Raw genomic sequence first — 19,621 nt, 5'->3', positions numbered from 1 at the left:
GCCGAGATCATCATGCACCCGGTGACCGAGCGATGTGCGAAACGTCGACCGTAGCGTCGAGCCGGTCGAGACCATCGCGGCGAACGCGCCGCCGACGGGACGTGCGTCCGAGCGGATCGTCCACGATGCGGCCTGTTCCACCGGTGGAGGCGACCGTCCGACGAAATCCCGGTAGCCTCGAGGACGACGGGAGCAGTACGCCGGAAACCGAGTGAGGGAGCGGCGCATGACCGACGCGCCGGCGGCACCGAAGGTTCCGTGGCATGCACGCATCCGTGCTCGGGGCGAGCTGGTTTTTCTGATCGCCAGCGTGACCGCCCTGACACTCGGCGGTGTCGCGTGGCTGGCGGATGCGCGTGAGGCCGCCGATGCCTGCTGGATCGCGGGCACCGTGATCGCGGTCGCGCCGGCCGTGTGGTGGGTGATCGACGCGCTGCGTCGCGGCCGGATCGGGGTCGATCTGATCGCGGTGCTCTCTCTGCTGGGCACATTGTTGGTCGGCGAATACGTCGCCGGGGCGCTGATCGGTGTCATGCTGGCCTCGGGGCAGGCCCTCGACGCGGCCGCGGAACGTCGCGCCACCAAGGATCTGCGTTCGCTGCTCGAGCATGCTCCGCGCACGGCTCGCCGCCGAGTCGGCGACGAGGTGGAAGTGGTGCCGCTGGCCGAGGTCGCTGCCGGTGACACCGTGGTCGTCGGACCGGGCGAGGTGGTCCCCGTCGACGGCTGGCTCACCTCCGAACTGGCGGTACTCGACGAATCCGTGTTGACCGGTGAGCCGATGCATGTGCAGCGCCGCACCGGGGAGGCGGTGCGCAGCGGCGTCGTCGACGCCGGCGGGGCGTTCGAGATGCAGGCGCGTGCCACCGCCGAGGACAGCACCTACGCGGGCATCGTGCGCCTGGCTCGCGAGGCCGCCGCCGAGAGCGCTCCGGTGGTGCGGATCGCCGACCGGGTCGCCGCCTGGTTCCTGCCGGTCGCGCTGGTCATGGCCGGGCTCGCGTGGCTGTTGAGCGGCTCGGCCACCCGCGCTGTCGCTGTTCTCGTGGTCGCCACTCCGTGTCCCTTGCTGCTCGCGGCGCCCGTCGCGATCGTCTCGGGACTGTCGCGGGCCTCGCGCCTGGGGGTGGTGATCCGCAGCGGCGGCGCGCTCGAGAACCTCGGGCACGCGAGGACGCTGGTGATGGACAAGACCGGCACGCTCACCAGCGGTCGTCCCACCAGCGCCGATATCGTGACCGCTCCCGGCGGCGACGCCACCGAAGTGCTGCGGCTGGCCGCATCCGCGGATCAGCTCTCCCCGCACGTGCTCGCCGAGGCGATCGTGCAGGAGGCGAAGATGCGCGGGCTGGCGCTGTCGATGCCCACCGACGTCGTCGAGCAGGCCGGTACCGGCGTGGCCGCCACCGTCGACGGCCGTCGGATCACCGTCGGCACCCTCACCCTGCCCGCCGACGCACCGGGATGGGCTCGGGCGGTGCGCAGCCGTGCCGCCCTCGACGGCGCCGTGGTCGCGTGGATCACGGTGGCGGGCGATCTCGCGGGCGCTTTGCTGTTCGTGGACCCGGTGCGCCGCGACGCCTCACGCACCTTGCGGCGGCTGCGCTCGGCCGGGTTGAACCGGCTGGTCATGCTCACCGGTGATCGACGCGAGCCTGCCGAGGAGATCGGGTCCGTTCTCGGTCTGGACAGGGTTTACGCCGAGCAGTCCCCGGCCGACAAGGTCGCAGGCGTGCGCGCCGAGCGGGAGTCGGCAGTGACGGTGATGGTCGGTGACGGTGTCAACGATGCGCCCGCGCTCGCCGCCGCGACCGTCGGTGTCGCCATGGGCGCTCGCGGTTCGACGGCGAGTTCGGAGAGCGCGGACATCGTGCTCACCACCGACCGGCTCGACCCGCTCGCCGACGCGATGGAGATCGCTCGCCGCTCACGCCGCATCGCGGTGCAGAGCGCCGCCGTCGGCATGGGGCTTTCCCTGATCGCGATGGGGTTCGCCGCGTTCGGGTATCTGCCTCCGGCGGTGGGCGCACTGCTGCAGGAGGGCATCGATGTCGCGGTCATCGTCAACGCGTTGCGTGCGCTGCGCGGTGACCGGGCCCGCGAGCTGAACCTGCCCGAAGACACCGAGACGATGCTGCACAGGTTCTCCGCCGAACACGACGTGTTGCGCGACGAGCTGTCGATCCTGCGTGAAGTCGCCCAGTTGCTCGCCGCCGGTGACCTCGTCGCCGCTCATGCGGCGTTGCGCCGCGCCGACGCGTTCTTGTTCGACACGCTGCTGCCGCACGAACACGCCGAGGACAGTGAGCTCTATCCCGCCTTGGCGGCGCCGCTCGGTGGCGGGGAGGCGACCGCGACGATGAGCCGCATGCACGCCGAGATCGATCGGCTCAGCCGTCGGCTGCGCGCGCACCTCGCGCAGGCCGACGCGGCGGGCGGCGTGCGGGCCGACCAATGTGACGACCTGCTCGCCGTCCTGTACGGGCTGTATGCGGTGCTGAGGCTGCACTTCGTGCAGGAGGAGGAGAACTACTTCACCCTGGCGCCGGAGAGCGGTGGTATCGCCGGCCATCGGGTGAGTGGATAGCGGGTAGTTCGGCGCGTGATCCGACGGTTCCGGCATGCGCGAGGGGTGTCCTTCCGTGGAGCCGCCGAGGGGCCGGAAGATCGAATGCGGTAGGGTCATGGGCGGTGCGCCGGGAAGTCTGGTCGGCAGAAATGATCTTGTTGTCGAACCGGAGGTTCCCTGTGTCCGCGCCTTTCCGCTGTATCCCCGTCTGTCCGGCCTGTAGCGATCCTCGATCAGCGCGGTGATCGACTCGTCGGCGGAGGACCCGTCTCGTATTCCCGGTGATCACGTGCCGTAGTCGGCGCGACGCCGCGCGTTGCTCTGTCGCGGCGGTCTTCGGAAACCTCGTCTCTGCCCGCCGACCTTCGAGGATCTGTGTTGTCCAGTACGTTTTTCGGTTCGCCCCTCCTGTCCCGAGGTTCGTGGCAGGAATCTCGTCGCGTCGCCGAGATCCTCCGTAAGGAAACCGTCGGCGGTGTGCTGCTGCTGATCGGCGCGCTGGCGGCGCTGATCTGGGCCAACAGCGCCTGGGCCGATTCCTACCTGGCGTTGCGTGACACCACCGTGGGCCCGGCCGCGCTGCATCTGGACCTGACATTGGGCACGTGGGCCGCCGACGGGTTGCTCGCGGTGTTCTTCTTCGTCGTCGGTGTCGAACTCAAACGGGAATTCGTCGAAGGCAGTCTGCGGGATCTGCGTCGCGCGGCGATGCCTGTCACCGCCGCGCTCGGTGGCATGGTTGTCCCGGCGCTGATCTTCGTGGCGATCAATCTGCGCGGCGGAGCGGAGGCGTTGAACGGGTGGGCGATTCCGACGGCGACCGATATCGCTTTCGCGGTGGCGATCCTCGCGGTGATCGGCAGCCGTATGCCCTCGGCGTTGCGGACCTTCCTGCTCACTCTCGCGGTGGTCGACGATCTGCTCGCGGTAACGGTGATCGCCGTGTTCTATACCGATGACGTGAACCTGCTCTACCTGGCCGCGGCGCTGGTTCCGTTGGCGGTATTCGGTGTCACGCTGCGGCGCGGTGCGAGTACGCGGTGGTGGCTGTTGCTGCCGGTGTCGCTGCCCGCGGCGGCGCTCACATGGTGGCTGGTGCACGAATCCGGGGTGCACGCCACCATCGCCGGTGTGTTGCTCGGGTTCATGGTCCCGGTGTCGCAGATGGTCGGCGGGAGGGAGATCGCCGTCGCTGAGCAGATCGAACACCGGATCCGGCCGATCTCCGCGGGGGTCGCGGTCCCGGTGTTCGCGTTCTTCGCCGCGGGGGTCACGGTGGGTGGACTCACCGGGCTGACCGACGCGCTCACCGACCCGATCTCCGCGGGTGTGATCGCCGGGTTGGTGCTCGGCAAGGTCGTCGGCATCTTCGGTGTCAGCTACCTGATGGCCCGGTTCACCCGCGCCCATCTCGATGACGAACTGAGCTGGGTCGATGTTCTCGGGGTCTCGTTGCTCGGCGGTATCGGTTTCACGGTGTCGCTGCTGATCGGCGATCTCGCCTTCGGTGCGGGCACGGTCGCCGCGGATCATGTCAAGGTCGCGGTTCTGTGTGGCTCGCTGCTCAGCGCCGCACTCGCCTCGGTGGTGCTCACCGTCCGCAACCGCGCCTACCGCACGATCGCCGCCCTGGAACAGGTCGACGCCGACGGTGACGGGATCCCGGATGTCTACCAGCAGCGGTGAGGGCCACCGGTCACCGCGACCATTCGCTCCCGCCCGGCATCTCAGGATGCCACCGATGTCGAGGAGATGATCGTGAACTGGACTGCGCTGACCGTCTTTGTCGTCGTATGGGTATCGACCGGGCTGGCGACCGGATGGTGGATGGCTCGGCGGGGACACGATGCGCGCTGGACGCTGATCGCCGTGATTCTCGGGCCGTTGTTCGTACCGATCGCCTACGAGCGAGCCGAACGCGGTCCTCGCTCTGTGGAAGCGAAGCCGGTAGGTAGATGGGAAGCCGCCGCGGGCGAGGCGAGTGAACTGCGGGTGATGATCGGATACGACGGGTCCGTTCACGCCCAGCATGCGCTGCAAGCCGCACTGCGCTTGTTCGGATCCGGCGGGGCCGTGCTCGAACTCGTCGCCGTGGTGTCCCACGACGACCGGACCGACCCCGCCTCGGCCGTGCTGGACACCGCGAAACAGCGCCTGGCCGCGGTGGCCGCGGCGGTGGACGAGGCGCCGGTGGGCTACGCGATTCTGGCGGGTCCTCCGGGGCAGTGCCTGCGCTGGTTCGCCGAGGACCAACGTGCTGATGTGGTGGTGGTCGGAAAACGCGGTCGCGGCATGTCGACGCGCATGCTCGGCAGTGTCACCGAATACCTCACCGCGCACTGCGCTGTACCCGTCCTGGTCGTCGACCCGACGGGCGCGGCTTCCGGGCCCGACGATGCGACGGCGGCGGTGGCGTACGAGTACTTGCCTGCGCGGGGTGAGGCCCGCTAGCGCAGGAAGATCACTTCGACGAGGACGAAGGCCGCCACCGCGAAGATCAGGTAGGCGAACCATGTCTGCAGTCGGCGGGTGTCGGCTTTCTTGCCGAAGTGGCCCGCGATGACCGATCCGCCGATGGCGGTGGCGGTGAACACCGCGACGAGGACCCAGTCGAGGTCGAGGTTGCCCAGGTAGGCCAGCAGCCCGGAGCCGGAGTTGGCGGTGACGATCACCAGGGAGGTGCCCACAGCGACGGTCATCTCGATGCCCAGCAGCAGCACCAGCGCGGGGATGATGAGGAAGCCGCCGCCGACGCCGAAGAGTCCGGTCAGGAATCCGACGCCGAGGCCGGCGGGAACGGCGCGGGAGGTGCATCGGCGCCAGTTGACGGTGGAGCCCTCGACGCGGCATGCGGTGCCGACGGCCTCGGATTTCGACAGCATGCGGACTCCGGCCACGATCATCACGATGGCGAAGCCCGCGAGGGTGAGGGCGGAGGGCAGGAGCCGGTTGACCGCGCTGCCCGCGAACGCGGCCGGCAGGCCGGCGGCGGCGAAGACGCCCGCGACGCGCCATTGGACCTGTCCTGCACGGACTTTCGGGATGGCGCCGAACAGCGCGGCGATACCGACCACGATCAGCGACATCGGCACGGCCTGTCCGAGCGGGATGTCGAGCCCGTAGACGAGGGCGGGCACGGCCAGGATGGATCCGCCGCCGCCGAGCAGGCCGAGCAGGATTCCGATGACAGCACCCAGCACGACGGCGACGAGGATCGTCATCGGTGGCTCCTGTTCGAGTGCTGTGGTGCTCGGCGGCGGCGGAATGGCCGGGGAAGCGGAATGGCCGGGGAAGCGGAATGGCCGGGGAATCAGCCTGCGGCGGCCAGGGCATCGATCGCGGCCTGCAGGCGTCGGCCGGCGTCCTCGGCGACGCCCTCGAGTTCGGCTTGATCGGTGACCTGCACCATCAGCTGCGGGTTCATCGCCTCCACGAGGACGGTGCCCTCGCCCGAGGGCGCTTCGCGCACGATCACGTTGCAGGGCAGCAGCAGGCCGATCTGGCGGTTAACCTCCACCGCCCGGTGCGCGAGCGGCGGATTGCAGGCGCCGAGGATCAGATAGCGCTCCATGTCGGCGCCGATCTTGGCTTTGAGGGTGGCCTGCATGTCGATCTCGGTGAGGACGCCGAATCCTTGTTCCTGCAATGCCGCGCGGGTTCGGCTGACGGCGTCGTCGAACGAGGTCTGCAGGGTGGTGGACAGTGCCAGCTTCATCGGTGTGCCTCCGTCTGGTCGGTCGATACCTTCTGGGTGGTCATTCCTGGGCGGCCGGGATACGGCAGCTGACGCGCTCGAGCCCGACCTTCTCCATGATCAGGCTCGCGGGGCACCATCCGGCCGCCGAGTAGAAGACCAGATTGGCGCCCACGAACCCGGTGAGCAGCAGCCACCACGGTGTGAAGGCCACGGTCAGTGCCACGCTCAGCAGTACCATCACTCCCGCCATCAGCGGCACGACGCGCTCGACGGTCCAGCCGTGATGGCGAGGAAGGCTGTTCACTGAAGATTCTCCCTTGGGTTGCGGATGTGTCAGGCGAGTGCGAGGAAGAGCTTTTCCAGCTCGTCTTCGCTGAGGGGTTCCTTACCGTTCTCGACCTCCCCGGTGAGGCATTCGCGCAGGCCGCTGGCTACGATCTTGAATCCGGCCTTGTCCAGTGCGCGCGATACCGCGGCCAATTGGGTGACCACGTCCTTGCAGTCGCGGCCGTTCTCGATCATCGAGATCACCCCGGCGAGCTGTCCGTGTGCACGGCGCAGTCTGTTGAGCACCAGAGCGATGCTCTCATCGTTTCCGACCATGACGATTTCCTTTCGGCTGAACCTTCCCCCACTATACCCCAGGGGGTATGCATGGCGGGGTGAGATCCGCCATGCATACCCCCAGCACATCAGCCGTGCGAGAAGCGGATGTTCGGCAGCGCCCGGCGCAGCCAGGCAGGCGACCACCAGGCGGCATGGCCGGTCAGGCGCAGCAGAACCGGCAGCAGCATCAGCCGGATGAACACCGCGTCGAGCAGGACCGCGACGCCCAGGATGATGCCCATCTCCTTGGGCGGCAGCGGGTCGGCCAGCGCGAAGGTGAAGAACACCGCCACCATCACCGCCGCGGCCGCGGCGATCACCCGGCCTGAGTGCGCCAAGCCCATCACATGCGCCACATCCGGGTCACCGGACTCCTCGTAGTGCTCCTTGGCGGTCGAGAGCAGGAACACCGTGTAGTCCATCGCGATGGCGAAGATCATCGCGAAGAAGAACACCGGACCCCAGCCGTCCAGGAAGCCCTGCGGGGTGAAGCCGAGCAGGCTCGCGCCGTGCCCGTCCTGGAAGATCAGCTTGGCCACGCCGAACGCCGCCGCGGTCGACAGCAAGCTCACCACCGTGCCCAGGATCGCGATCAGCGGCGCCTGCAGCGCCACCAGCAGCAACACGAAACCGAGCGCCAGGATGACGCCGATGATCACCGGCAGGTAATCGTCGAGAGCCTGCTGCAGGTCCAGATTCTCCGCGGGCGCGCCGCCGACGAGAGCGTTCGAGGGCAGGTCCGCGCGCAGGCGGTCCAGGATCGAGCCCATGGCGTCGTCGGACGGATCGACCTCGGGGATCGCCTGCAACATGACATAGCCGGAGTCGTCCATGGCGGGCATCGGCGGGGTCACCATGGCGATGCCCGGCGTCGCCTGGGCTGCCGTCGCGCTGGCCTGGGCCTCGGCGGCGGGGGCGACGATCTGGAGCATGCCCGGCGCGCCCTCCCCCATCTGGGCCTGGACCAGTTCATAGCCCTGGCGAACCGGGGCGTCGGTCGGCACGACCTGGATGGAGGGCATGGCGACCTTCAATCCCAGCACGGGAATCGACAGCGCCACCAGCACCAGCATCGAGCCGATGGCGAAGGGCCACGGATGCTTGTGCAGCAGGTTGCCCCAGGCCTCGAAACGCGGGGACCGATGCACTTGCCGCTTGGCGTAGGGCAGCGAGCCCGCGTTGACCTTCGATCCGAGCTTGCCCAGCACCGCCGGAAGCAGGGTCAAGGTGGCGGCCAGGACGAAGACGACCGCGAGCATGATGCCGACGGCCATGGTGCGCACCGCGGGAGCGGGCACGAGCAGGACGGCCGACAGGCTCACCAGCACGGTCAGGCCCGACAGCACGACGGCCTTGCCCGCGGTGTCCATGGTCTCGGCGACCGCGGCACGGGGATCTCCGGTCTTGCGCAGGGCGTCACGGAATCGCGCGACGATGAACAGGGCGTAGTCGATGCCCAGCGCGAGGGCGAACATCATCGCGAAGTTCATCGCCCACACCGAGATCGGGGTGACCTGGTTGAGCAGCACCAACCCGCCCGCCGAGGCGACCAGCCCGGCCAGCGTCAGCAGCAGCGGCAGACCCGCGGCGACCAGCGAGCCGAACGCGAGCACCATGATCGCCAGCGTCACCGGCCACGACATCATCTCCGCTTTGATCATCGCGTCGTGATTGGCCTTGTTGAAGTCGCTCCACAGCGCGGACGCGCCGGTGGGATAGACCTCGATGCTGTCGGTCGACAGCGCTGTCAGCTCGCCTTTGAGCTCGTCGACGGCCTTGACCATGTCGTCGGTGCTCGCGTTCGCGCCGGCGATCATGATCCCGGTGTGACCGTCGGGGCTGATCGACATCCCCGGCTGCGGGGCGATCACCTCGCCGAATCGGTCGTCGCCTCCGAAGATGGCGGTGGCTTCGGTGAGCACCTGCTGCACCGCGGGATCGGAGACCTCTTTGGTGTCGGAGTGCACGACCACCTGCACCGCGGCCGAGGAATTCCCGCCGAAGTGTTGCTGGGCCAGCTCGCGCACACGCACCGATTCCGAGCCGTTGGCCTGCCAGCCGGCGCCTGCCAGCGAATCGAACACGGTCGGCGCCGCGGCTCCGAGCGCCACCAGGGCGATCAGCCACACGCCGAAGACCCACTTCGCGTGTGAGGCCATCATCGCGCCCATACGAGCCAGCACGCCGGTCTGCGTCGTCGGCGGCGCGGCTCCCGGCGTTGTCGTCGCCGGCGGCCGGCCGTCGGCGACGGCGTTCTTGCTGCTCATTCCGAGCCCTCCTAATACGGGTGGGGGTATGTAAAAGGGCGCACTGCGCCCTGGGAATTCGTGCGGGACCGCCCGTGGGCGGCTGTCGGTTACAGGGTCAGCGGCCGAGGAGGCGGCTGAAGAATCCGGATCCCGCCGTGGCCGACGAGTCCTTGCCGCATTGGCAGCGGCGAGACGCGGGAACGTTACGCATGACGCTGTCGACGTGCCGCCCGCAACCACCCCAGGTGGTCTTCTTGCAGGTGGAGCAGGTGACGGGATAGCACACGGGAGTTCTCCTCAGGTTCGAATTCAGGTCCCCAATATACCCATGGGGGTATACGAGTTCGACGTGCCGGTGCTCACGCGGACGCGGATCGACCGCCCGGCAGTTTCTGTCGCCCGGCATACCCTAGGGGGTACGAACATACCCTAGGGGGTATCCCGCACTCTGTCCACTGCCGACGATGTGAGCCCCGCCGCCCAGCCCCGCCGACGACAGTTGATCGACAGAACAAGCCGCTTTGCCCCGCCATCACACGCCCACGTCCGGGCCGGTGAACACATGCTTCGCGCCGTCGAACTTTCCTGCGTCCGTCACCAGGTCCGATGTGTGGGCCGACGCGTGAATCGGACGGCGCCGCCGGTTTGCTCAGTCGGCGGCGGGCATTTCGGTGAGGTGCTGGTCGAAGAAGGCGAAGATGCGCTGCCACGCGTCGGCCGTGGCGGCCTCGTTGTAGCCCAGACCGGTGACGCGCAGCAGCGGTTCGGCGGCGAAGGTGTTCGCGAAACCGTGGGTGACGCGCGGGTAGGTCTTGATGTCGTGCGGGACACCGAGATCGACCAGGGACCGTCGCAGCTTGGCCGCGGCGCCGATCAGCGAAGGGTCCAGCCCGGCGTAGCTGGCGACGATCGGGCAGGCGCCGTCGAGCAGGGAACGGAAATCGCCGTAGAGACCCGGGTAGAAGGGGGCGGCGGCGTCGAAACCGTGGGGCGCGGTGAGCAGCGCGAAACCGCCGCCCATGCAGAAACCGATGACGGCGGTGCGGCCGGTGCACTGCGGGTCGGCCAGCAGATGGTCGCGAGCGGCGAGGATGTCGCGCACCGGAGTCGCCTCGGCGTCGTTGCGCCCGCCGGTGAACCACAGCGCGCGCATCACCGAACGCATGCAGCGAGCCTTGCCGCGGGAGAACAGGTTCGGCGCGATGGCCAGATACCCGTGCTCGGCGAGCAGGGTGACGTGCTTGCGCACGTCGGCGCCGAACTCGATGGCGTCGTGGACGATCACCACACCCGGCCACGGGCCCTCGCCCTCGGGACGGGCGACGACGGCTTCGATCGCGCCGTCGGGGGCGGGCAGGTCGATGGTCTGCATGGCAATCGAATGTAGGCGACACCGGATCGGCGCGCAGACGAACGAAGGGGACCGTGGGCGCCCGCGACGGCATCGGCTAAGGAGTCTCCGGACCGACCGTCAGGTAGCACCGCATCCCGTTTCGACCCGCGTGCGGTCAGGACCCCCGCATGACGGTGGATCAGGCGGGATAGGAGCGGATTTCGGTGGCTTTCACCGCGGCCCAGATCTGCTGCCCAGGACTCAGGCGCAGCTCGGCGACGGTGGCCGCGGTGATGTCGGCCAGCACCGAAGGGGTTCCGTCGAGCCGGACGCGGGTGGTGTGGGTGTGCTGTTCGAGCCCGGCGATGGTGACCGGCCAACTGTTGCGTGGACTGCCGGCCGGACGCAGCTGATGCAAACCCACCGCGTGCGGCGCGAAGGTGACATACACCGGGCCTTCGGCGGGCTCGGCGATGGTGAGGTGACCGCCACCGTCGAGATCGACCACGCTGCCACGGGCGCGGCCGCGATACAGGTTCAGCCCCATCAGATGAGCGACGTACTCCGACCGCGGGCAGGCGGCGACCTCGGCCGGGGCGCCCTGCTGCACGATCCGCCCGTCCTCCACGATGATCAGCCGGTCGGCCAGGATCATGGCGTCGAGCGGGTCGTGGGTCACCAGCACCGTGTGACCGGGGTAGTCGCGCAGGTGATGTCCCAGATCGGTGCGCACCTGCAAGCGGGTGGCGGCGTCCAGCGCGGCCAGCGGTTCGTCCAGCAGCAGCAGCCGCGGCTCGGTGACCAGGGCGCGCGCGAGCGCGACCCGCTGCGCCTGACCACCCGACAGCGCCCCCGGCCTGCGGTCGGCCACCTCGGTCAGCCCGACGCGTGCGAGCCAGTCCGCCGCGCGGGCACGCGCCGGGCCGCGCCGCAGCCCACGCGCGCGCAGGCCGAAGGCGACATTGTCCGACGCCGAGAGATGTCCGAAGAGCAGATAGTCCTGGAACACCATCCCGACCCGCCGTTGCTCGGGCGGCACGAACACCGAAGGCGGCGCGTCCCAGGTGTGCTCGTCCAGCCGCAGGTGGCCGTCGGTGAGCGCGAGCAGCCCGGCCAGCGCCCGCAACGCGGTGGATTTGCCCGCGCCGTTGGGGCCGAGCAGGGCGACCACCTCACCGGCGTGGACCCGCAGCGGCAGGTCGAGAGCGAATTCGCCTCTGGTGACCTGTAATCGGGCCGTCAAGGTCATCGCGCACCCGCCGTGGTATGCCGCGAGGTCATGCCGCGCCCCGGATCCAGCGTTCCCGCAGGGCGACGAGCACCGCGACCGACACCAGCAGCAGCACCAAGCTCAGCACGATCGCGGCCTCGGGATCGGACTCCAGGGCCAGGTAGACCGCCAGTGGCATGGTCGTGGTCCGGCCGGGGAAATTGCCCGCGAAGGTGATGGTCGCCCCGAACTCGCCGAGCGCGCGCGCCCAGCACAACACCGCTCCCGCGATCACCCCCGGCATGACCGACGGCAGCGTCACCCGGCGGAAGGCGTACCAGCGGCCCGCCCCCAGCGTCGCAGCGGCTTCCTCGAGCCGGGGATCGGCGGCTCGCAGCGCGCCCTCCACGGAGATCACCAGGAACGGCATCGCCACGAACGCCTCGGCGACGATCACCCCGGCGGTGGTGAACGGCAGCGACACCCCGAACCACTCGTCGAGATAGCGGCCGATGAATCCGCGCCTGCCCAGAGCCAGCAGCAGCGCCACGCCGCCGACCACCGGCGGCAACACCAGCGGCACCGTGACCAGAGCGCGGATCAGCCCGCCCCCCGGCACCTGCGCGCGTGCCAGCAACCATGCCAGCGGAATCCCCAGCACCAGGCAGATCACCGTGGCCGCACTCGCGCAGATCAACGAAAGCCGCAGCGCCTGGCCGACGTCCGCGCTGAACAGCCGGGCCGGCATCGTCGTCCACGGGGCGCGCGACAGCAGCCCGAGCAGCGGGATCAGCAGGAATGCCAGTCCGCAGACCGCGGGCAGCATCAGCACCAGCGGGCGCCGCCCACGCACTGCCCGTCGTCGCGCCGCAGTGGTCACGGGAGGTCGAATCCCGCGGCGGTGAAGACCGGTTCGGCCTGCTCGGAGGTCACGAAGTCGACAAACGCCGCCGCTGTGGCCGGATTCGGCGCGTCGGCCAGCGGGGTGATCGGATAGTCGTTGACGGCCGCCGCGGATTCCGGGAAGTCGATGCCGTCGACCTTCTCCGCCGCCGACAGCACATCGGTGCGATACACCAGCGCCGCGTCGACCTCACCGAGGGTGACCTTGGTCAGAGCCGCCTTCACGTCCTGCTCGCGGGTGTCGGGCGAGGGGGTGATGCCCGCGGCCTCGAACACCTTCGCCGCGGCCACACCGCAGGGCACCTGCTCGGCGCACAACGCTATCTTCTTGTCCGGCTCGGCGAAATCGGGCAGGCCGGTGACATCGCCCGGATTTCCGGAGGGGACGGCGATCTCGAGGCGGTTGCGCACGAATACGACCGGTTCGGCGGTGACCTGCCCGCCGTCGCGGACCTGCCGCATGTTCTTCTCGGCCGCCGACGCGAACACATCCGCCGGAGCGCCCGCGGCGATCTGCTGGGCCAGCGCGGAGCTGCCCGCGAAGCTGAACACCACGTCCACGCCGGGGTTGGCGGCTTCGAACCGCTGCCCCAGTTCGGTGAACACCTCCGTCAGCGACGCCGCCGCGAACACCGTCACCGCGCCCGACACCGCGGATCCGGCACCGGACTCGGTGCCGGCCTCGGAGCCACAGCCGACCAGGACCGCGCCGGCGAGCACGACCGCCGTCACGAGCCGCGCGCCACGTACCTTCGTCATCCCCCTGACCGCTTCTGCCGACAGTCTCATCCCCGTAGCCCTTCCGGAATCTCCACCACGACATGCGTGGACTTCACCGATGCCACCGCGACGCTGCCGACTTCCAGCCCGAGTTCGTCCACCGATTCGCGGCTGAGCAGCGACACCAGCCGGAACGGCCCCGCCTGCATCTCCACCTGCGCCATCACCGTGTCCTTGACCACCCTGGTCACGATCCCGCGCATCCGGTTGCGCGCCGACGCCGCCACCGTCGCGCCCACCGCCGGAGCCTCGGCGTGCGCGCGCAGGAACTCGGCCAGATCGCGGCCGCTGACACCTTTGCGGCCGGAATCGAGCTGGATCGCCGCCAGGCGTCCCTGGTCGATCCAACGGCGCACGGTATCGTCGCTGACTCCGACGAGCTCGGCGACCTCACTGATCCGCAGATTCGACATGATCGGCAGTATATTCCCGTATCCGCGGAATCCGTGCGGCGTACTCGGCGTAGATGGGTGCACTTCCCTCCGGCGGGATCGTGGTGGCCGCTCCGGCGGCGTCGATCGCCGAGGGCCGCCGCCGGAGCTTCGGCGCGACCGTGTGGCTCGGGAATCGAACAGATACAGCGTGCGCGCCCCGAGCCGCGACTCGACACGCGATGGACCGGTCAGGAATCGAGAAGCGTGCGCCGGGTGGCGGCTCTAGCGTGATCGTCGAGAAGTCGGGTATCTGGTCATCGCTCGGTGACCTGGATTGATGGACGCATTCACGACACGACCGGAGGTGGCCGGACATGACCGGAGAACAGCGCACGACAAGTGGCGACGAACGGGCCGCCGGGCCGCTGCGGCGGCTGTCGCTGTGGTTCCAGCGCACGACCAACGCCCGCACCGTCACCCGCGTGCGGCGTAAGGGCGGACGGATGATGGGCATGGACGTGCTCATCCTGCACACCACCGGCCGCCGCAGCGGCGCCCATCGCGAATCCCCCCTGGCCTGGTTCGCCGACGGCGAGAACTCCTGGCTGATCATCGCCTCCGGCGGCGGCGACCGGCATCCCGACAGGTACGCGAACCTGATGGCCAACCCAGAGGACGCCGCGATCGAATTCAGCGGCTCCCAACCGCGCCCGGTCCGCCCGCACCGGCTCGACGGCCCCGACTACGACCGGGCGTGGAGCCGCATCGTGCGCGAGCAGCCGCGATATGAGAAGTACCAGCGCAGATCCGATCGCCGCTACCCGCTCGTGCGCCTCACCGCCGTCTGACCGCCCGCAGTATCGCCCGCCGCCACCGGCCACCGTGGGCGCTGTGTTCGCCCACGGTGTCGCGGCTTACGCCTAAGCCACAACGACCCGGCAGCGCGGAACAATCCGGCGGCGGACCCGCCGGTTACAGCGAGAACGTCAGACGGTGCGGTGCGAGATAGTCCTGAGGGTCGTGCAGCGAGCGCACTTGCGGGCGCAGCGGGCCGCTGAGGCGGTCGATTTCGGCGGTCAGCGGCCGGTCGTAGGTGGCGGCCGAGGCGGTCAGGCCGGGCAGCCAGTTGTCGTGGTGTGTGGGCACGAACACCGTCGGGGACAGGGCCTCGATGTAGGTGCGGGGGTCGCGCAGGCCGTTGCTGATCTGGTTGTAGCCCTGCACGGCGCCGATGTGCACATCGGTGGGCGGTAGTTGGGCCAGCACATCGAGCACCTGCGGCGCGGCCTCACACAGCGGGCCCGAGGAATCGTGCCAGGTGAGGGCGAAACCGGGGACACGGAACTGGTAGAGCAGCACCCCGCCCTCGCGGTCGAACAGGCGCGGCAGAGTGCGGCGCAGATCCGACAGTGATGGCGGATGCCGCAGGATCGGGCCCAGCTCCGGGCGGGGGAAGAAGCGCGGTGAGGCGGTGGCCGGATCGGTGGGCGTGCGCGCGGAATGCAGATGGCGCACCGCCGTCAGACGCACCGGACCGACCGTGCGGTCCTCGCGACGGCCGATCGGGGTGCGGGCATCGCCGAGCCCCACCGTCGGGAACCAGGCGCCGGGCACCTGCGCGCGGACCGTCGCGCAGTGCTCGGCGGTGCCGTAGACCGTGGCGCCGGTCGCCGCGGCGATCGGGCCCGCGTCGGCGGCGTGATCGAAATGGCCGTGGCCGATGAAGATCGCCTCCGGGCGCAGATCGGCCAGATCCTGCGCGGTGGCGGGCACGTGACCGGAACTGGTCAGGCTCGGCACCCACGCGTCCAACAGCAGCACCGCGCCACCGATCGCGACCGCGTAGGTGGTACACCCCACCCACGACAGCACCACCCGATCGGTGCGCACCGCGCCGGTGACCTGGTCGACGACATCGGCGCCGAAGAACCGGGTCCGTGCGGCCACACAGCGCGGCGAGCCCGCTTGCACGGCCGCCAACGGTGGCGGCGCGGCCATCAGCCCGGCGCCGAGCGCGGCGGCGCGTCCGATCAGATGACGGGGATCGATGCTGCACACGTCAGCACCACATCACGGGAGATCCCCCGCGAGCAAGCCGTCGGGCCCAGTTCGACCCGGACCGGGGGCGCGATCTCCCCCGGCCGGAGGTCGCGGACAACGCCCACCGCAGGACACGGATTCACGCCGATCCCAGGGTCACAGATCCACGCCGAGCAGCGCGTCGACCGCGGCCGCGAGCGCGGCGGGCGCGGCGGTGTCCGAGCCGCCGTACTCGGTGGCGTCGTGCACCCAGTTGTCGACCGCCGCGAGTGCTTTGGGAGTGTCCAGGTCGTCGGCCAGATGCTGACGCAACCGGGCGATCGTGTCCTCGGCGGACGGACCGGAGGCCAGAGCGGCGGCATGCCGCCAGCGAGCCAGGCGCAGCAGGGCCTGGTCGAGGATCGCGTCGGTCCACATGCGGTCCTGGCGATAGTGTCCGGCCAGCAGGCCCAACCGGATCGCGGCCGGATCCACCCCGGCTTCGCGCAGTTTCGACACCAGCACCAGATTGCCCTTGGACTTCGACATCTTCTCGCCGTCCAGGCCGATCAGTCCGGCGTGCACGTAGTGGCGGGCGAAACGGCGTCCGGCGACCACCGATTCGGCGTGCGCGGCGGAGAATTCGTGGTGCGGGAAGATCAGATCGCTGCCGCCGCCCTGGATGTCGAGCTGCGGGCCGAGCCGGTTCATCGCGATCGCCGAACACTCGATGTGCCAGCCGGGGCGGCCGGGACCGAACGGGGCGGGCCAGGATGGTTCGCCCGGGCGGGCGGCGCGCCACAGCAGCGCGTCCAGCGGGTCGTGCTTGCCCGCGCGGTCGGGGTCGCCGCCGCGTTCGGCGAACAACCGCAGCATGGTCTCGTGGTCGTAACCGGATTCGTAGCCGAACTGTTCGGTGGCGTCGACGCGGAAGTAGATGTCGGGGAACTCGGGGTCCTCGACGGTGTAGGCGGCGCCGTTGGCGAGCAACTTCTGCACGAATTCCACGACCTCGTCGACGGATTCGATCGCGCCCACGTAATCACGCGGCGGCAGCACCCGCAGCGCGGACATGTCGGTACGGAACAGTTCGATCTCGCGGTCGCCCAGGTCACGCCAGTCCACGCCATCGCGTTCGGCGCGTTCGAACAGCGGGTCGTCGACATCGGTGATGTTCTGCACGTAGTGCACGTCGTGGCCGTTGTCGCGCAGCACCCGGTTGATGATGTCGAAGGTCAGGTAGGTGGCGGCGTGACCGAGATGGGTGGCGTCGTAGGGCGTGATGCCGCAGACGTACATGGTGGCCGTCGCCGCGGGCGCCAGCGGACGCACCTGACGGTCGGCGGTGTCGTACAAACGCAACGGCGGCCCTGCTCCGGGAACGGTCGGTAGGGCGGTATCGGACCAGGACTGCATGATGTCGAGAGTAGATGTCGTGACAGCGGCACCGCCGCACACCCCGTCGCTGCCGACGCCCCAGCCCCGCTGATGTGAGGGCCGCCACCTGCCGTGACCGGCAAACCTTCGGCGACGGTCAACGATTGCGCGCCGGCGGATCCGAAGAGAGCAGCCGCCGGAACTTCGCACCCGCCCCAGCGACCAGCCACGCCACTCGCGGACCTCAGGACGCGGCGCCCGGCGTCGGTTCCGCCCGCCGGCGAAGCGGCGGGGTCAGAACGCCGGCCAGGGGATGGGGCGTCCGGTGCGCGGGCGCGGCATCACCGGGTGGTCGAGCAGTTCGCTGGTGCGTCGGCTCAGCGCGTCGATCTCGGCGTCGGTGATGTGTTCGGCCAGCGCGTCGGCCAGCGGCCCGGACAGCGTGTGGGCGAAGGCGGTGATGTCCTCGACCAGTTCGGTGTCGATCGGGGCGCCCGCCCACCCCCACAACACCGTGCGCAGCTTGTGTTCCCGGTGCAGGCAGATGCCGTGATCGACACCGTAGACCTGGCCGTCGACACCCTCGAGCGCGTGCCCACCCTTGCGGTCGGCGTTGTTGAGGATGACATCGAGCACGGCGACGCGGTGCAGACGCGGGTCGTCGGCGTGGATGAGCGAGACCTCCTCGCCGGTGTCGTCGAGCGCGCGCAGCACTTCCCGGAAGCCGTCGGGCACCGCGGCCGGTGGGCACAGGTCCACCAGGTCCAGCCGCGGGGGGTGACCGGGGTTCACGTCGGTGTGGTGGTCGGCCGCTTCCACCCAGCGTTGCACCATGCCCGGCCCGTAAGGGCCCTCGCGCAGGATCGTTTCGGGGATGACGCCCCAGCCGATCGCCTCGGAGATCAGATAGGAGGCGACTTCCCTGCCCGCGAGGGTGCCGTCGGGGAAATCCCACAGCGGGCGTTCCCCGCGCACCGGCTTGTACACCACCCGCAGCGGCGCGGACACGTCGTCGAGGTCGGGTGCGGCGATCTCGCAGACCAGGGTGACGTTGCTGGCAGTGCTGATCCGGCCGATCACGCTCAGTTCACCGGTGCGCAGCCGGTCGGGCTCGCTCACCGCTCACTCCTCGTCCTCGGCATCGGCGGCGCCGAAGATCTCACCGCGTTTGTAGCCGTTGGTGCGTACGCACATGTGCCCACGCGCCGAGAGCGGTTCCCCGCACAGCGGGCACGGCGGGCGTCCGGCGGCGATGACCTTCGCCGAACGCAACGCGAACTCCCGCGCCTGCTCGGGGGTCAGGAACACCCGCACCGCGTCGGGACCTTCCTCGGTGTCGTCGAGCACCACCGACTCGTCGACCTCGGTCTCGGTGATCGCCAGCAATTCCACGACCACCGCGCCCGCGTCGGCGTCCCAGCCCAAACCCATCGTGCCGACCCGGAACTCGGCATCGATCGGGGTCACCAGCGGGTCGGTGTCGGAGACGTCCTCGGCCTGCGGGGGAACCTCGGCGCCGAACCGGCGCGCCACCTCGTCCAGCAGCAGACCCATCCGGTCGGCCAGCACCTTGACCTGCTGCTTCTCCAGCAGCACGCTCACCACGCGGGGCTGTTCGACGGCTTGGAGGTAGAACGCGCGATCACCGGGCTCACCGACGGTCCCGGCGACGAACCGATCAGGAGTGCGAAATACATGGATCGCTCGTGCCATCAGCACCTCCTCCAGATCGATGTCTCTGATCGACTACCCACGCCGGGTGATCGCTACCGCCGCGCATTCCCATTATCCGTCCCCGCCGTGCCGCCGACCTCGCCGCCGGGCACCGGTCCGGACGGATGCTCCCGCTCGGCGTCGGGGGCCGGTTCCCGTACCGCGGCCAGCGCGCCCAGATCGGTGCCGGTGTCGTTGATCCGCCACACGTAGGGGGCGTGCGGGGTGTACCGGATGACACTGATCGAGGCCGGTTCCACCACGATGCGCTGGAAGCCGTCCAGGTGGATGCCCAGTGCGTCGGCCAGCACCGACTTGATGACATCACCGTGCGTGCACGCCACCCACAGCACGTCGTGACCGTGCCGTTGCGCGAAGACGCGGTCGTGTTCGCGGATCGCGGTCACCGCGCGTTGCTGCACCTGTGCCAGCCCCTCGCCGCCGGGGAACACCGCCCCGGAAGCGTGCCGTTGCACGACTTTCCACAGCGGTTCCTTCAGCAGGTCGGCGATGACCTTGCCGGTCCAGTCGCCGTAGTCGACCTCGACGATCCGTTCGTCCTCGTGTGGGTCCAGCGACAGCTTCTCCGCCAGCGGGGCCACGGTGCGGCGGCAGCGCAGCAGCGGCGAGGCGACGATGTGGCGGATCGGCAGTGCGGCCAGCCGGTCGGCCAGCGCGCGTGCCTGCTCGTCGCCGTGCTCGGTGAGATCCACGCCGTGGCTGCGGCCGGCGAGGGTGCGCGCGGTGTTGGACGTGGACACGCCGTGGCGCAACAGGATCACCGTCATGCG

19 protein-coding genes are annotated in these 19,621 nt (G+C 69.6%); 4 read left to right on the top strand and 15 right to left on the bottom strand.

Features of this window, described 5'->3' with window-relative positions; all coding sequences use genetic code 11:
• The first annotated feature begins 226 nt into the window (after nucleotides 1-226).
• From IU449_RS04900 to IU449_RS04890, 3 genes are all read left to right on the top strand, one after another.
• The gene (locus IU449_RS04900) at nucleotides 227-2,587 is read left to right on the top strand and encodes a heavy metal translocating P-type ATPase (RefSeq protein WP_195000735.1); all 2,361 of its coding nucleotides are present in this window, start codon (nucleotides 227-229) and stop codon (nucleotides 2,585-2,587) included.
• A gap of 360 nt (nucleotides 2,588-2,947) precedes the next feature.
• Nucleotides 2,948-4,255: a Na+/H+ antiporter NhaA gene (gene nhaA / locus IU449_RS04895; RefSeq protein ID WP_195000734.1), complete on the top strand. Its 1,308-nt coding sequence runs from the start codon at nucleotides 2,948-2,950 to the stop codon at nucleotides 4,253-4,255.
• A gap of 72 nt (nucleotides 4,256-4,327) precedes the next feature.
• On the top strand, nucleotides 4,328-5,020 hold the full coding sequence (locus IU449_RS04890) for a universal stress protein (RefSeq protein WP_195000733.1): 693 nt from the start codon (nucleotides 4,328-4,330) through the stop codon (nucleotides 5,018-5,020).
• Here IU449_RS04890 and IU449_RS04885 read toward each other — a convergent pair.
• The 10 genes from IU449_RS04885 to IU449_RS04840 form a co-directional block, all read right to left on the bottom strand.
• Nucleotides 5,017-5,790, bottom strand: a complete 774-nt coding sequence (locus IU449_RS04885; protein WP_195000732.1) for a sulfite exporter TauE/SafE family protein — start codon at nucleotides 5,788-5,790, stop codon at nucleotides 5,017-5,019. The two genes, IU449_RS04890 and IU449_RS04885, sit on opposite strands and share 4 nt — an antisense overlap.
• 89 nt (nucleotides 5,791-5,879) lie before the next feature.
• Nucleotides 5,880-6,284, bottom strand: coding sequence for a DUF302 domain-containing protein (locus IU449_RS04880; protein ID WP_195000731.1), 405 nt, complete (start codon nucleotides 6,282-6,284; stop codon nucleotides 5,880-5,882).
• A 40-nt stretch (nucleotides 6,285-6,324) separates the two neighbouring features.
• Entirely contained in the window at nucleotides 6,325-6,570 is a 246-nt protein-coding gene (locus IU449_RS04875; RefSeq protein ID WP_195000730.1) for a DUF2892 domain-containing protein, read from the bottom strand.
• Between the two features lie 29 nt (nucleotides 6,571-6,599).
• The gene (locus IU449_RS04870) at nucleotides 6,600-6,869 is read right to left on the bottom strand and encodes a metal-sensitive transcriptional regulator (protein ID WP_067856685.1); all 270 of its coding nucleotides are present in this window, start codon (nucleotides 6,867-6,869) and stop codon (nucleotides 6,600-6,602) included.
• A gap of 89 nt (nucleotides 6,870-6,958) precedes the next feature.
• Nucleotides 6,959-9,139, bottom strand: coding sequence for an MMPL family transporter (locus tag IU449_RS04865; protein ID WP_195000729.1), 2,181 nt, complete (start codon nucleotides 9,137-9,139; stop codon nucleotides 6,959-6,961).
• Nucleotides 9,140-9,770: 631 nt separating this feature from the next.
• Entirely contained in the window at nucleotides 9,771-10,493 is a 723-nt protein-coding gene (locus IU449_RS04860) for a dienelactone hydrolase family protein (protein ID WP_195000728.1), read from the bottom strand.
• A 160-nt stretch (nucleotides 10,494-10,653) separates the two neighbouring features.
• Nucleotides 10,654-11,703, bottom strand: a complete 1,050-nt coding sequence (locus IU449_RS04855) for a sulfate/molybdate ABC transporter ATP-binding protein (protein WP_195000727.1) — start codon at nucleotides 11,701-11,703, stop codon at nucleotides 10,654-10,656.
• 28 nt (nucleotides 11,704-11,731) lie between these two features.
• Complete coding sequence (modB, locus tag IU449_RS04850; RefSeq protein ID WP_416382099.1) at nucleotides 11,732-12,544, bottom strand: molybdate ABC transporter permease subunit; 813 nt, start codon at nucleotides 12,542-12,544, stop codon at nucleotides 11,732-11,734.
• Nucleotides 12,541-13,326 carry a molybdate ABC transporter substrate-binding protein gene (modA, locus tag IU449_RS04845; RefSeq protein ID WP_195000726.1) on the bottom strand — a complete coding sequence of 262 codons (786 nt, stop codon included), beginning with the start codon at nucleotides 13,324-13,326 and terminating at the stop codon, nucleotides 12,541-12,543. The genes modB and modA overlap by 4 nt, the downstream gene beginning before the upstream one ends.
• 26 nt (nucleotides 13,327-13,352) lie before the next feature.
• On the bottom strand, nucleotides 13,353-13,760 hold the full coding sequence (locus IU449_RS04840) for a TOBE domain-containing protein (RefSeq protein ID WP_195000725.1): 408 nt from the start codon (nucleotides 13,758-13,760) through the stop codon (nucleotides 13,353-13,355).
• A 335-nt stretch (nucleotides 13,761-14,095) separates the two neighbouring features.
• Here IU449_RS04840 and IU449_RS04835 point away from each other — a divergent pair, with 335 nt between their 5' ends.
• Nucleotides 14,096-14,569, top strand: a complete 474-nt coding sequence (locus IU449_RS04835; RefSeq protein ID WP_195000724.1) for a nitroreductase family deazaflavin-dependent oxidoreductase — start codon at nucleotides 14,096-14,098, stop codon at nucleotides 14,567-14,569.
• A 124-nt stretch (nucleotides 14,570-14,693) separates the two neighbouring features.
• Here IU449_RS04835 and IU449_RS04830 read toward each other — a convergent pair whose 3' ends face one another.
• The 5 genes from IU449_RS04830 to IU449_RS04810 form a co-directional block, all read right to left on the bottom strand.
• A complete protein-coding gene (locus IU449_RS04830; RefSeq protein WP_195000723.1) occupies nucleotides 14,694-15,779 on the bottom strand; it encodes an MBL fold metallo-hydrolase in 1,086 nt (361 codons plus the stop codon).
• A 138-nt stretch (nucleotides 15,780-15,917) separates the two neighbouring features.
• Entirely contained in the window at nucleotides 15,918-17,156 is a 1,239-nt protein-coding gene (gene mshC, locus IU449_RS04825) for a cysteine--1-D-myo-inosityl 2-amino-2-deoxy-alpha-D-glucopyranoside ligase (RefSeq protein ID WP_195000722.1), read from the bottom strand.
• Nucleotides 17,157-17,411: 255 nt separating this feature from the next.
• On the bottom strand, nucleotides 17,412-18,236 hold the full coding sequence (locus IU449_RS04820; RefSeq protein WP_195000721.1) for an SCO1664 family protein: 825 nt from the start codon (nucleotides 18,234-18,236) through the stop codon (nucleotides 17,412-17,414).
• Between the two features lie 3 nt (nucleotides 18,237-18,239).
• A complete protein-coding gene (locus IU449_RS04815; RefSeq protein ID WP_067856709.1) occupies nucleotides 18,240-18,830 on the bottom strand; it encodes a DUF3090 domain-containing protein in 591 nt (196 codons plus the stop codon).
• 53 nt (nucleotides 18,831-18,883) lie between these two features.
• Nucleotides 18,884-19,618, bottom strand: coding sequence for a histidine phosphatase family protein (locus IU449_RS04810; RefSeq protein ID WP_195000720.1), 735 nt, complete (start codon nucleotides 19,616-19,618; stop codon nucleotides 18,884-18,886).
• Nucleotides 19,619-19,621: the final 3 nt, after the last annotated feature.

Origin of the sequence: Nocardia higoensis (assembly GCF_015477835.1) — a bacterium.
Lineage (GTDB): Bacteria > Actinomycetota > Actinomycetes > Mycobacteriales > Mycobacteriaceae > Nocardia > Nocardia higoensis_A.
Note: the sequence above shows the minus strand (reverse complement) of the source record. Positions and strands in the feature narration are given on the sequence as shown.